This is a genomic window from Massilia cellulosiltytica, from assembly GCF_047325105.1.
GTDB lineage: Bacteria > Pseudomonadota > Gammaproteobacteria > Burkholderiales > Burkholderiaceae_D > Telluria > Telluria orientalis.
The window spans coordinates 5,653,940-5,667,954 of sequence record NZ_CP168562.1 but is presented as its reverse complement, the minus strand read 5'-3'; the positions used below and the strand labels follow the sequence as shown (position 1 = coordinate 5,667,954).

The following is a 14,015-nucleotide window of genomic DNA, read 5'->3' as shown; positions in this document are numbered from 1 at the left end:
AAAGATTTCATATGATCGTATCCCGTCCGTTCGCGCTGGCCCTGGGCGCCGCGTTGCTGCTGTCCGGCTGCGCCTCCGCGCCGGTCCGTCCGCTCGAGATCAATCTCGTCGCGCTGAACGACTTCCACGGCAATCTCGAGCCCAGCAAGTACACGTACACGCCGCCGGGTTCCACGCAGCCGCGCACGATCCAGGCGGGCGGCATCGACGTGCTGAAAGGCGCGCTGGACACGTTCCGCAAGGACGCCCCGGACCTGCTGTTCGTCGCGGCCGGTGACCTCGTCGGCGCGAGCCCCGCCGCGTCGTCGATGTTCGCGGACGAACCGAGCATTGAGGCGCTGAACCGCATGGGCCTCGTCGCCAGCTCGCTCGGCAACCACGAATTCGACCAGGGCCCGAAGGAACTGCTGCGCCAGCAGCACGGCGGCTGCGATTCGCCGCGGCCCGCGAAAGCATGCCGCCTCTCGCCCGATTTCAAGGGCGCCGGTTTTACCTACCTCGCCGCCAACGTCGTCGACGCGCAGACGGGCAAGACCCTCGTGCCGGGCTGGCGCATCGTCGACGTCAAGGGCGTCAAGGTGGGCCTGATCGGCGCCGTGCTGCACGACCTCGCCTCCGTGACGATCGCCTCGTCCATCAAAGGCCTGGCCATTGAGGATGAAGCGGCATCGATCAACGCCGTGCTGCCCGTCATGCGTGCGCAGGGCGCGCAGGTGTTCGTCGTGCTGATCCACGAAGGCGGTTTCGCCGACCAGCCGTACGACAAGGCCGATTGCGACACGCTGCATGGCCCGATCGTCGCCATCACGAAGCAACTCGACCCGGCCATCCGCCTCGTCATCAGCGGCCATTCGCACACGGGCTATCTGTGCAAGGTGGACGGCAAGGTCGTCACGCAGGCGGACGCGTACGGCCACCTGCTGTCGCGCATCCGGCTGACGCTCGATCCGGCCACGAAGGCCGTCCAGGACATCCAGGTGCGCAACGTCGTGATGGCGCCGGACGCATTCCCGCCCGACGCGAGCCTGTCCGCGTACCTCGCCGACGTGCGCGCGAAGAGCCGCGCGGCGCTCGCGAAACCGGTGGCGCGCGTGCAGGGCGGGTTGTCGCGCAAGGAGAATCCGGCCGGCGAATCGGTGCTGGGCGGCGTGATCGCCGACGCGGCCGTCGCCGCCACGCGCGACCAGGGCGCGCAGGTCGGTTTCATGAACCCGGGCGGCATCCGCAAGGACCTGGAAACGGGAGAAGGCGGCATCGTCAGCTTCGGCCAGGCGCAGGCCGTGCTCCCGTTCGGGAACACGCTCGTCGTGATGGACCTCACCGGTGCGCAACTGCGCCGCGTGCTCGAACAGCAGTGGGACCGGCCGGCATCGTCCGATCCTTCGATCCTCGCCGTGTCCAGCAGCCTGACGTACGACTGGGACGGCACGCAACCCGTCGGCCGCCGCACGGCGAACGTGAAGGTGGACGGCAAGGCGCTCGACGATAACAAGGTGTATCGCGTCGTGGCCAACAACTTCCTGGCCGAGGGCGGCGACAACATCCCGATGTTCGCCAAGGGCACGCGCCGCGTGGAGACGGGCCTGCGCGACCTCGATGCGCTGATCGCGTACCTGCAGAAGCATCCGGAAGCCGGCGGCATGAGCTTGACCGCACCACCGCGCATCCGCAAGGTCCGCTGACGATATAAACCGTATTGAGAGATAGCTCATGAAGAAAATCGCATGTGTCGTGGCGCTGGCCGGCGCCTTCGTGTCGCTGGATGCGGCCGCATGGGGCACGGACGGCCACCGCGCCGTGGGCGCCATCGCCGACAAGCTGATCAAGGGCACGCATGCCGAGGCGCAGGTGAAGGCGCTGCTGCTGCCGGGCGAATCGCTGGAAGCCGTGTCGACGTGGCCCGACTGCGTGAAGGGCAACTGGTGCGGTCCGCAGACGCCGGAAATGATCGAGTACGTGAACGCGAATCCGAAGCACAGCGAATACCACTACACGGACGTGCCGTTCCAGCTCGACCACTACCACGACGGCGCCGCCGGCACGGCCGACGACGACATCGTGCAGACCTTGAAGGAAGCCATCGCGGTCCTGCAGGGCAAGGACACGCCGGCGACCAATCCGCACAAGTTCACGAAGCGCCAGGCGCTGATCCTCGTGACCCACCTGGCGGGCGACATCGTCCAGCCGCTGCACGTGGGCGCCGCCTTCGTCGACAAGGACGGGAAGTTCATCGTGCCGAAGACGAAGGCAGAGATCGACGAGACCGTCGTCTTCGATTCGCGCGGCGGCAACAACTTCCTGATGGACGACGCGAAGATCGAGCAGATGTCCGCCAACCTGATCCCGCCGGGCGAGCCGAAGTCGGCCAAGCCGGGCGTGCCGCAGGCGCTGACGAAGCCGTTCCACTCGTACTGGGACAGCACGACGGTCGACTACGCGTTCCGCCGCATCCGCACGAAGACGCCGGAACAGTTCGCGCAAGCCGCCATCGACGGCAAGCCGAACGTGGCGCGGAACAGCGGCGATCCCGTCACGTGGCCGTACCAGTGGGCGGACGATACGCTGGCCGTCTCGAAGATCGCATTCGACGGCGTCACCGCGGGCAAGATCGTGCCGCAGGTGAGCAAGAAGGGCGAGACCTATTACACGTGGACCCTGGAAGTGCCGGCCGACTATCCGGTGCCCAGCTCCGCGCTCGCAAAGACACAGATGATCAAGGGCGGCTACAACCTGGCTGCGCTGCTGAAGGCGATCTGGCCGTAATCCCGGCGCCAGCCTTCCGCAAGCCGCCGCGCGCCCACAAGGCCGCGGCGGTTTTTTTTCGTGGGTTAGAATCGCGGCATTCATACGGACTCTCACCATGCCCACGATTCTTCGTTTCATCATCCCCGCATCCACACTGGTGGCACTCGTGCCCGCCGTGGCCGCCGAACCCAACCTGCCGCTGTGGGAAGCCGGCATCGGCGCCGCCGTGTTCAACACGCCCGCCTATCCGGGCGCGTCCGACCGCAGCAACCGCGGCCTCGTGCTGCCGTTCCTGCTCTATCGCGGCAAGGTGCTGCGCGCCGACCAACAGGGCGTCGGCGCGCGCCTGCTGGACACGGACAAGGTCGAATTCGACATCGGTTTCGCGGGCGCGCTGCCGTCCCGATCGGACGACGTCGAGGCGCGCCGCGGCATGCCCGACCTCGGCACGCTCGTCGAATTCGGCCCGCGCGTGAAGTATAAATTCGCCGACCTGGGCGAGGCAGGGCGCCTGCGTTTCGAACTGCCCGTGCGCGCCGTCATCGAAGCCCGCGGCGGCCTGCGCCGCCAGGGCTGGACGACGGAGCCGCGCTTCGTGTGGGAACGCCGCGGCGATAGGGGCCGCTGGACGATGGAGGCGCAGGTCGGCGCCGTGTTCGGCGACCGCCGCATCCACGGCTATTTCTTCGACGTCGCGCCGCAGTATGCGACGGCGGACCGCCCGGCGTACCGGGCCGGCAGCGGGTTGATGCTCGTGCGGACGGGCGTGTTCGGTACGGTCAAGGTCAATCCGGACGTGCGCGCGTTCGCGTTCGTGCGGCTCGACAGCTATGCGGGGAATGCGAACCGGGACAGTCCGCTGTTCAGGAAGGATGTCGGCGCGTCGGCCGGGGTGGGGCTGGCGTGGACGTTGGCGCGCTCGAGCAAGCGCGCCAACGAGTAATGCTTAACGCGACTTGACGAACGGCTTGCCGATGGCCTTCGGCGCGACCGACTTTGCCATCAGGCCGGCCAGCACGACCACGGTAACGATATACGGAATCGCCTGGATCAGGGACCCCGGCAGGCGGCCGACGACCGGCAGGTCGACGCCTTCGAGCTGGATCTGGATCGCGCCGAACAGGCCGAACATCAGGCAACCCAGCACCGTGTGCAGCGGGCGCCAGTTGCCGAAGACGAGCGCCGTCAGCGCCAGGTAGCCGGCGCCGGCCGACATGTCGCGCAGGAAGAAGCCGCTCTGGACCAGCGTCAGGTACGCACCCGAGAACGAGCACAGGACGCCCGCCACGAACATGGCGAGATAGCGCGTGCGCTCGACCGAGACGCCGGCCGCGTCGGCCGCATGCGGATTCTCGCCGCACGCGCGCAGGCGCAGGCCGAAGCGGCTGTGGTACACGACCCAGTGCACGACGGGCAGCAGCAGGAACGCGACGTAGACCAGCACCGACTGGCCGCCGATCAGGTGGCCGTACAGCCAGCCGATGACGGGAATGTGCTCGACGGCCGCCGTGCCCGGCAGGACGACGTCGAACAGGCGCGCGTTGCGCAGGTCCGGCGTGCGGCCGCCCTGCTGGAAGAAGAATTGCGCGAGCACGAACGTCAGGCCGCTCATCGCGATGTTGATGGCGATGCCGGCCACGAGCTGGTTGCCCTTCTGCGTGATCGACACGAATGCCTGCACCATCGCGAGGGCGACCGACACGCCCATGCCGGCCAGGATGCCGTACCACGGGTTCTGCGTGGTGTACGCAACAGCGGCCGATGCGAACGCGGATGCGAGGATCTTGCCTTCGAGGCCGATGTCGACGACGCCCGAGCGCTCGGCGAACAGGCCGGCCAGCGCGGCGAACATCAGCACGGGCGCATTGCGGACCGTGGAGACGATGATGCTGGCGAGTTGGAAGTCTTCCATTCAGATCCCCTTGTTGGTACGGGTGACGTTGAGCAGTTTCAGGATGGCCGGGGCGTAGAAGTTTTCCATCGCGCCGCAGAACAGGATGATCAGGCCCTGGATGAAAATGAACGTCTCCTGCGGGATGTTCGGCTTTTCCAGCGACAGGTCGAAGCCGCCCTGGATCAGCGCGCCGAACAGCACGGACGACAGGAAGATGCCGACCGGATGCTGGCGGCCCATCAGCGCGATCGCGATGCCGACGAAGCCCGCGCCGGCGGGGAAATTCAGCGACAGGTAGTGCGTCGATCCCATCACGGAGTTGACGGCACCCAGGCCGGCCAGGGCGCCCGACACGAGCATCGTCACGATGATCGTGCGGCTGATTTTTACGCCGGCGTAGTGCGCGGCGTGTGCGTTCAGGCCCGTGGCGCGCAGCTGGTAGCCCCACGACGAACGCCACACGACGACGCCGTAGACGACCAGTGCGAGGATCGCGAGAACGAAGCTGATGTTCAGCGGCGTATCGCCGAACACGGGCAGCACCTTGTTCAGCAGGGGCAGGGCGGCGCTGTCGGCGAACACGCGCGAGGCCGGGTTCTGCTGGCCTTCCGGGATCAGGTATTTGACGATCACGAAGTTCATCAGGCTCGCGGCGATGAAGTTGAACATGATCGTCGTGACGACGACGTGGCTGCCCCGTTTCGCCTGCAGATAGCCGGGAATGAACGCCCACAGCGCGCCGAAGACGGCCGCGCCGATCATCGCGAGCGGGATCATCAGGATGCCTGGCAGATGTGCGTCGAGCGCCAGCACGGCCCACGTCAGGCCCAGGCCGCCCACGTACATCTGGCCTTCCGCGCCGATGTTGAAGAGGCCCGCCTGCATCGCGATCGACACGGCGAGGCCCGCGAAGATGAAGGTGCTCGCGTAGAACAGCGTGTAGCCGAGGCCTTCCGGATCGAGGATCGCGCTGTCGACGAGGATGCGCAGGGATTCCGACGGGCTCTCGCCCAGCAGGTGGATCACGAGCCCCGCGACGAGCAGCGCCGACATCAGGTTCAGGATGGGCAGGACGAAACCGGTGGCCCAGCGTGGCAATTCAGTCTTTGGCATGGTGTCAGTGCTTGTGCATCCCGCCCATCAAGAGGCCGATGCGGGTGGTGTCGAATTCGTCGATGGGGAGGATGCCGGTGATGCGGCCGCCGGACATCACGATGATGCGGTCCGCGAGCGCGCGCACCTCTTCCAGTTCCACGGACGACAGCAGGATCGCCACGCCTTCGTCGCGCAGGCGCAGGAGCTGCGTGTGGATGCTTTCGATGGTGCCGATGTCCACGCCGCGCGTCGGCTGGCCGACCAGCATCAGCTTCGGCTTCGCGGCCACTTCGCGCGCGATGACGACCTTCTGCTGGTTGCCGCCCGAGAGCAGGCCGATACGCAGGTCCGGATTGTTCGGGCGGACGTCGAACGCCGTCATCAGGTGCGCGCAGCGCTGCGCGATCCTTTTGTAGTCGAACAGGCCCCAGCGGTTCGTCACCTTGTCCTGGTAGCCGAACACCGTGTTCTGCATCACGGAGAAATCCTTGATCACGCCGTCGCGCAGGCGGTCTTCCGGCACGTGGCCGATGCCCAGTTCGCGGAACTCTGCCGGCAGGCCGTCCGCGTTCGTGCGGCCGCCGTACGGCAGCGCGCGGCCATCGAATTCGACCTTGCCCGACGTCGGCAGGCGCATGCCGGACAGGATCTCCAGCAGCTCGCTCTGGCCATTGCCCGACACGCCCGCGATGGCGACGACTTCGCCCGCGCGCAACGTAAAATCGATGTCGGCGAGGAGGGCGACGCCGTTCGCATCCTGCAGCTGCAGGTCCGACACTTTCAGCACCTCGGCGCCCGGGTTGTACGGCGCGCGCGGCAGCTCGCTCTGGATCGGGCGGCCGACCATCATGTTGGCCAGTTCTTCACGCGACGTCTCCGCGGTCTTCACCGCGCCGACGACGCGGCCCGCGCGCATCACCGTCACCTCGTCCGTGATCTCCATGATTTCCTGGAGTTTGTGGGTGATCAGGATGATGGTCTTGCCCTGTTCCTTGAACAGCCGCAGGATCTCGAACAGCGACGCCGTCTCCTGCGCGGTCAGCACGGCCGTGGGCTCGTCGAGGATCAGGATGTTGGCGCTGCGGTAGATCTGCTTGAGGATCTCCACGCGCTGCTGCGCGCCGACGGATAAATCGTGGATCGTCGCGAGCGGATCGACGTCGAGGCGGTAGCGGTCGCAGATCTCGCGCAGCTTCGCTTCCACAGCGCCGCGTTTCGCGGCCAGCTTGAAGCCGCCCTCGTTGCCCAGCATGACGTTGTCGAGGACGGTCATGTTCTCGACGAGCATGAAGTGCTGGTGCACCATGCCGATGCCGAGCGCGATCGCCTCGTGACTGGTGCGGATGTCCTGGGGCTGGCCGTCGATGAGGACCTGGCCGCTGTCGGCGTTGTAGTAGCCGTACAGGATGCTCATCAGGGTCGACTTGCCGGCGCCGTTTTCGCCGATCACGCCATGGATCGAGCCCTTGGCGATGGCGAAGCTGACGTCGGCATTCGCCTGCACCGCCCCGAAGGCTTTGCTTATGTTGCGAAATTCTACGGCTGGCTGCATAGCGGTCTGTCCATTCATTTAAAAGCGCGCCGCGCCGGCATGGAAACCGGCGCGGCGCGCTTCACTGTCAAACTGTGTTCGATGCCGTGTTACTGCACTGGGCACGAATTGGCCGCGCGATAGTCGACCACCTTGATCTTGCCGGCGATGATGTCGGCCCGGGCGCCCGTCACGCGCTTTTCCATCTCGGGCGTGACGACCATGCGGTTGTCCTTGTCGAGCACCCAGTCCACGCCGCCTTCCTTCAGGCCTTCGTACGTGATGCCGGACGTGAACTGGCCGTTCTTCGCCTTCATGAACGCTTCGTACGCGGCATTGTCGACGCGCTTGACCATCGACGTCAGCATCGTGCCCGGGTACAGGTAGTTCTGGTTGGAGTCCACGCCGATCGCCAGCTTGCCCTTTTCCTTGGCCATCTGCAGCGCGCCCATGCCGGAGCCGCCCGCGACCGCGAAGACGACGTCGGAGCCGCGTTCGAATTGCGCGCGCGCCAGCTCGCCGCCCTTGGCCGGGTCGTTCCAGGCCGCGGCCGTCGTGCCGACCATGTTCTGCAAGACCTGCACCTTCGGATTGACCGCCCGCGCGCCCTGCACGTAGCCGCAGGCGAACGCGCGGATCAGCGGGATGTCCATGCCGCCGACGAAGCTGATCGTCTTCGTCTTCGACGCCATCGCCGCGGCGACGCCGACGAGGTACGAGCCTTCCTCTTCCTTGAACAGGACGGAGTTGACGTTCTTGCCCTGCGCATTGCCGTCGATGATGACGAAGTGCACGTTCGGGTATTCGGCCGCGATCTTTTGCACGGGCTGCGTCTGCGAGAAGCCGATCGAGACGATCAGTTTCAGCTTCTTGCGGGCGAGGGCGCGCAGGACCTGCTCGGCCTGGGTGTCATAGTTGGCCTGCGCTTCAAACACCTTGACGCCGGTTTCCTTCGTGAACCGCGCGACGCCTTCGGCGGCGGACTGGTTGAAGGATTTGTCGAACTTGCCGCCGGCATCGTAGACGATCGCCAGTTTCGCGCCCGCCATGTCGGCACTGGCGCTGGCGCTGATGGACAGCGCCGCGATCATCGTACAAAGTTGCTTGAATTTCATCGATTTGGGCTCCTGGATCCCGTATTTTACCGGCGCAACGGCTGTGCAGGGAGGGGGATTTTCGGAACTATGCATCAGCCAGTTTATTCGTGGCAAATACGATTTTACTTTGCTATTTATTTCGTTGGCATATAAATAGCGCCGTTTCAGTCGGCGAGCGGGAGCGCGGGCGGAACGGCGATGCTGGTGACGGCGGTGGGGGTGGTGGATGTCGTCGCGGTTGGGATGACGATGTCCGCGGCCGGCGCCGGAATCGGTGCGGCGGATGCGAGGTTGGCGACCTCGATCGGCTTGGCGAACTGCGACGTGAGGAAGCGCGCGATGCGGGTTTGCGTGTCTTCCAGGTACGGGATATTCAGGTGGTCCGAGTCGGGCACGGTCTCGTCCCCGATCAGCCGGGCCAGCTTGGCGACCAGCTGGTCGGTGTGCGAGTGCGGCACGATGTCGTCGCTGGCCGCGCGCAGCACGAAGGTCGGTGCCTTCAGCGTGGGCGCGTACTTGATCGACTCGAAGCGATGGCGCAGCATGTATTCGATCGGCATCACGCGGAACTTGCGCTTCGCGAGGGCGAGGATCGAGTCGTACGGCGTGATCAGCACGACGGAATGCACGGGCCGCTCTTTCGCGACCTGCACGGCCACGCCGGACCCGAGGCTGCGGCCGACGACGGCGATGCGTTTCGGGTCCACGTGGTGGTGCGCCGCCATCCAGTCGAACAGCATGCAGGCGTCGTCGATCATGTGCGCTTCGGCAGGATCGCCGTGGGAGTCGCCATAGCCGCGGTAGTTCACGGCCAGCACGGCCATCCCGGGGAACAGCTTGCCGGCATCGCGCACGACCCAGGACACTTCCTCGGACCGGCCGCCGAAATAGACGACGGCGGGACGCAGGCCGGGCATCTTCGGCGTCATCAGCCAGCCGGACAGCCGCGTGCCGTCCTTGGCGCGCAGCACGACGGGGCGGGTGCGGTGGCCGCTGCTGCGCGGATGCGCCACTTCGCGCTCGACGGTGGGATTGAACACGAGACGGCGCTGGTTCGCCGCGACCGCGGCCGTGAGGCCCAGCCACAACATGCTGGCAAAGCCAGCCATACCTGCCGCCAATTTTTTATGTGTGCTCATGTATACAGTCTACCTCTGGCTACGGATGAAGTCTGTGCGCTGCCCATCAAATACGCCTTCATTATGGTGCGAATTCACGAAGAGTAGCTTTGCTGCAACATCCTGTTACAGCGCGGGCGTTGTCGCCGCGTGACAGGCTTTGTTAGGCTGTCCATGAAGACAGGATGTGGAGGCGGGATGACGTGGAAAGCGGTCGTGCCGGCATGTGCCGGGCTGGGCCTGTTGGCGGTGCTGATGGTGCCGGCGTGGCGGTCGACGCCACCGGCCGTCACGCCGGCGGTGGCGCCTGTGCCGCCCGCGTCGACGACCGGTGCGGCGGCCGGGCCGGCCTGGCTGACCGACCTCGGCGCGCCGCCGGCCCCGCAGCCGGCGCCTGCCGAACCGCTGGCGCAGCGCATCGAGCGGCTGGTGGCGAGCGGCGATCCGCGTGACGCGTATCGTGCGTGGTGGCTGTTGCATGCCTGCGTCGTGTTCGGGCGCACCGGTCACCTGCCCGAACGTGACGGGACCGAGCCGGATGCCATCGCCGATCCCGCGCATGGCTGCGCGACCGTCAACGAAAGAATGAAGATGGCGCGCATCGACCATCTCGAACGGGCCGCGCGCGGGGGCGTGGACGGTGCGCTGGCGGAACTGGTCGAAGAGGGCCCGTTCGGCGACCCGACCGCCCTCACGACGCGTCCCGACGATCCACTCGTGAAGGAATGGAAGGAAAGGATCAACGGGATGCTGAACGAGCAGGCGGAGCAGGGCTATTGGGCCAGCCTGTACCAGCTCTTTACCGGTTTCTGGTTCGGCCACCCGGCCATCGCCGCGGACCGCCAGAGCGCGCTGGCCTACGGCATGGCGCTGCGCGACATCATGGTCAAGCTGGACGGCGTGCCCGAGCAGCAGGCCATCCCGTTCAACGGCCCTTTCCTGGACGAGATCGGCACCGGCCTCACGCCGGACCAGAAGGCGCGTGCGCAGGCGCATGCCGATGCGATCGTCGCCCGCGCGGCGGACCAGCGAGGCATTGCAAAACCGATATCGATCAAGGAAAAAAAGTAATTGGTTCAGGTCATGTGATCGACTCTACGATGGGAGATTCTTGGAGAGATCGATAACATGAATATTCTAAAATTGTTCTTCAGCCTGGCGCTGCTGTTGAGTGGACTGCCGGCCTGGGCATCCACCCAGGCGGCCCGGCCGGAAGGCCCCTGCGACATCTATGCGAAGGCGGGCGCGCCCTGCGTGGCCGCGCACAGCACCACGCGCGCGCTCTATGCCGCGTACGACGGCCCGCTGTACCAGGTCATGCGCCAGTCGGACGGCAAGACGCGCGACGTCGGCGTCGTGCGAGGCGCCGGCTATGCAAACGCGGCGGCGCAGGACGCATTTTGCGCCGGCACCTATTGCTGGATCACGATCCTGTACGACCAGTCGGGCAAGCGCAATCACCTGGTCCAGGCGCCGCGCGGCACGTGGACCGGGCCCGCGCTGGGCGGCATGGACAACCTGCCGCTCGCGGACCTGGCGCCGGTCACCATCATGGGGCACAAGGTCTATGGCGTGTACATCGCGCCGGGCACGGGCCTGCGCCTGAACGATACGCACGGCGTGCCCGTGGATGACCAGGCGGGTGGGCAATATGCCGTCATCAATGGCTATCACTACAACGGTGCCTGCTGCTTCGACTATGGCAACGGCGAGATCGACAGCATCGATGACGACAACGGCACCATGGAAGCGATCTATTTCGGTAACGCGAAAGGGTGGTATCGGGGCAGCGGGGCCGGGCCGTGGGTGATGGCCGACCACGAAAACAATCTCGTCGGTTGCGTCAACGACGACAAATCGAAGCTGTGCGCCAACCTGCCCACCCTCGGTTCGCGCTTCATCACGGCCGTCACGAAAGGCAAGCCTGGACATTGGGCGACCCTGGGCGGCGATGCCCAGCGGGGCCAACTGGCCGTCATGTACGAAGGCCGCCGGATCGATGCGTCGTACGACCCCATGCGCAAGCAGGGCGCCGTCCTTCTCGGCAATGGCGGCGACAACAGTACCGCGTCGCAAGGCACGTTCTACGAAGGCGCGATGACTGCGCCGCGGACGTATCCGTCCAACGAGACGGACCAGCTGGTCGCCCGGAACGTGGCGGCGGCCCGCTACGACGTGGCGGCCGTGAGTGTCGGGACCACGCCGGCGTCCGACGTCCCGGCCAGCCTGCACACGTTCGCGCCGCGGGCGTCCAGGGACCTGGCGGTCACGTTCACGAATACGACGGGCCAGCCCGTCCGGGGCGTCGCGCTGTCGCTGGCGGTGCCGAAGGGCTGGCATGTCGACGCGGCTGCGCACACCATCCCTGATGCGATCGCGCCCGGTCAGAGCGTGCATGCCGTGTTCAAGGTGACATCCGGCGCCGCCCCGTTCAATGGCGATCTGAAAGGCGTGGCGACGTGGGCAGGCCGCACCGAATCGGCCGCCGCGAAGGTGCGCAACGTGGCGCCGGTAAACATCAACGAATTCCGCCTGAGCGACGGCGCGCGCACCAACGCGACCAATGCGTTCATCGAGTTGTACAACGCCGGCGAGAAAGAAGTCGATATCTCGAACTGGACGTTCGCGCAACACGCGACGCGCGAGCCCCTGTTTTCCAAGGTGAAGATGCCGGCCGGAACCCGGCTGGCGCCGCACGGTTTTTATGTACTGGGCTTGTCCAATTCGGGCCTCGTGCTGCCTGCCCGGCCGGGCGATGCGACCATCCACGTGCGCAACGTCGATGGCATCAAGCCGGGCGACACCATCGTCGTCGGCGACGAAACCCGCAAGGTCGTCCGCGTCGGCACGGCGGCCGGCCAGGCGACGCCGCTGTGGCAGCCGCTGCCGGACGGTCCCATCATCACTATCCCGGCCGGTTCGACGACCGTCCCCGTGACCACCACCGAAGGTTTTGCCGTCGGCGATACGCTTGCCCTCGGCTACGGCACCGCGTATCCGGTCGATGGGCGCGCGACCGAGCACTACGAAAAAGTGACCATCACCGGCGTCGGCACCGCGGGCAGCCAGGCATGGCTGGGCCTCGATGCGGTGGCAGGTTCCACCAATATCCAGGTGACGTCGACCGCCGGCATCGCCGCCGGCGACAGGATCCGTCTCGACATCGACAGCGCCGATCACGGCATCGATACGGTCACCGTCAAGCACGTGGGCACGGCCGCCCGCCGTACGAGCCTGGCCCGTGATGCCGCTGCGGGCGCCACGACGATCGTCGTGCATGGCGCGATCGGCTTCCCCACGAAGAAGAACGTCGATTACACGCCCGGCAAGGCCGTGATCGGGGCGCCGGGCAGGCTCCAGACCGTGGACATCGTGCGCGTCGAGGGCACGCCGGGCGGCAACCTCACGCTGACCATTTCTCCGGCGCTCGCCCAGGACCACGTGGCCAACGAACCGTTCGTGGAACCGGGAACGGGCCTCGACCTGGCGGCGCCATTGAAGTACGACCATGCCGCCAACCTGCCGTTCAGCGTGCGCGGTACGGGCATTACCTTCACCCCCGCCACCCGCCATGCACACTCGAGCAACGAACCGGTGCGCCCGGCGGGCAGCGGAATCGTGCTCGACCGCGCCCTGGCGCGTGCGCACGACACGGATGCCGTCGTGCGCGTGGACACCGTGACCGCCGCGGGATTCCAGGGCACACCGAACCAGTGGTTCGGCGGCCCGGCGCTGTCGCGCGAAGCGGGCAGCATGGTGTTGCGCGATGCGGCGGGGTACGTCGTCGACAGCCTGAACTACGGGGATCTCGTCGATCCATGGGCATCCGGTGGATTCCGCGGCGCCGCCGGCAAGGCCGCCACCTGTCACGCGGCAGCGCCGGGCATCGCCAACGAGCCGACGTGGGACCGCGCACTCCCGGGCATCCCGTTCAGCGGCGCCGTCGCGCAAGTCGACGCGGCCCAGGGCAGCACGGGACGCTATCCCGACGGCCAGGACAACGACAACGATTGCACGGATTTCGTGACGTCCGTCTCGATCCGGACGGGCGCGACGGCGGCGGGCTCGACGAGCGTCAGGGCCGCCACGGTCGCGCATTTTGCGCCCGGCCAGTCCGTCGTCATCGATGCGGGCGACCACGCCGAAATCCTGACGGTCGCCACGGTCGGTTCATCGGGGCTCACCCGTGCCTCGGCGCCCGCCGACAAGGGCGCGACGGTCGTCCGCGTCGACGACGCGCGCCAGTTCGTGGCCGGCCAGCCGGTGATCGTCGGCAGCGGCGCGGATGAAGAGCAAGGTGTCGTCGCCGCGGTGGAGACGGGTTGGCGGACGGGCAAGCTGACGCTCCAGGCGCCGTTGGCCCGCGCCCATGACACGGGCGCCAGCGTATCGGGCACCGGCATCACCCTTGCCGGCCCGCTCGCCAAGGCCCATCCGGCAGGCACGGTGATGACGGCGGCGGGCGACCTGGCGACGCCGGGCGCGCCCAACAACGGCGTCCGCCGTAGCGCTGCCCAGCTCTAGTGCAGCATGGG

The 14,015-nt window shown here is 66.8% G+C and carries 10 protein-coding genes; 5 read left to right on the top strand and 5 right to left on the bottom strand.

Annotation, left to right across the window (positions count from 1 at the left end; translation table 11 throughout):
* Positions 1-11: 11 nt before the first annotated feature.
* The 3 genes from ACEN9H_RS24740 (at position 12) to ACEN9H_RS24730 (ending at position 3,688) form a co-directional block, all read left to right on the top strand.
* Entirely contained in the window at positions 12-1,682 is a 1,671-nt protein-coding gene (locus ACEN9H_RS24740) for a bifunctional metallophosphatase/5'-nucleotidase (protein ID WP_413672439.1), read from the top strand.
* A gap of 28 nt (positions 1,683-1,710) precedes the next feature.
* A complete protein-coding gene (locus ACEN9H_RS24735) occupies positions 1,711-2,763 on the top strand; it encodes a S1/P1 nuclease (RefSeq protein ID WP_413672438.1) in 1,053 nt (350 codons plus the stop codon).
* A gap of 97 nt (positions 2,764-2,860) precedes the next feature.
* Entirely contained in the window at positions 2,861-3,688 is an 828-nt protein-coding gene (locus ACEN9H_RS24730; protein ID WP_413672437.1) for a MipA/OmpV family protein, read from the top strand.
* A 3-nt stretch (positions 3,689-3,691) separates the two neighbouring features.
* On the opposite strand, the gene ACEN9H_RS24725 is transcribed toward ACEN9H_RS24730, so the two are convergent.
* The 5 genes from ACEN9H_RS24725 to ACEN9H_RS24705 form a co-directional block, all read right to left on the bottom strand.
* Positions 3,692-4,657, bottom strand: a complete 966-nt coding sequence (locus ACEN9H_RS24725; RefSeq protein WP_056327947.1) for an ABC transporter permease — start codon at positions 4,655-4,657, stop codon at positions 3,692-3,694.
* A complete protein-coding gene (locus ACEN9H_RS24720) occupies positions 4,658-5,752 on the bottom strand; it encodes an ABC transporter permease (RefSeq protein ID WP_413672436.1) in 1,095 nt (364 codons plus the stop codon).
* A 4-nt stretch (positions 5,753-5,756) separates the two neighbouring features.
* Positions 5,757-7,286 carry an ABC transporter ATP-binding protein gene (locus ACEN9H_RS24715; protein ID WP_413672435.1) on the bottom strand — a complete coding sequence of 510 codons (1,530 nt, stop codon included), beginning with the start codon at positions 7,284-7,286 and terminating at the stop codon, positions 5,757-5,759.
* An 89-nt stretch (positions 7,287-7,375) separates the two neighbouring features.
* Positions 7,376-8,380, bottom strand: coding sequence for a BMP family lipoprotein (locus tag ACEN9H_RS24710; RefSeq protein WP_413672434.1), 1,005 nt, complete (start codon positions 8,378-8,380; stop codon positions 7,376-7,378).
* A gap of 146 nt (positions 8,381-8,526) precedes the next feature.
* On the bottom strand, positions 8,527-9,471 hold the full coding sequence (locus ACEN9H_RS24705; protein ID WP_413672433.1) for an alpha/beta hydrolase: 945 nt from the start codon (positions 9,469-9,471) through the stop codon (positions 8,527-8,529).
* Positions 9,472-9,678: 207 nt separating this feature from the next.
* Here ACEN9H_RS24705 and ACEN9H_RS24700 point away from each other — a divergent pair, with 207 nt between their 5' ends.
* Both ACEN9H_RS24700 and ACEN9H_RS24695 read left to right on the top strand, forming a co-directional pair.
* Positions 9,679-10,551: a hypothetical protein gene (locus tag ACEN9H_RS24700; protein WP_413672432.1), complete on the top strand. Its 873-nt coding sequence runs from the start codon at positions 9,679-9,681 to the stop codon at positions 10,549-10,551.
* A 57-nt stretch (positions 10,552-10,608) separates the two neighbouring features.
* Positions 10,609-14,004, top strand: coding sequence for an arabinofuranosidase catalytic domain-containing protein (locus ACEN9H_RS24695; RefSeq protein ID WP_413672431.1), 3,396 nt, complete (start codon positions 10,609-10,611; stop codon positions 14,002-14,004).
* The last annotated feature ends 11 nt before the right edge of the window (positions 14,005-14,015 follow it).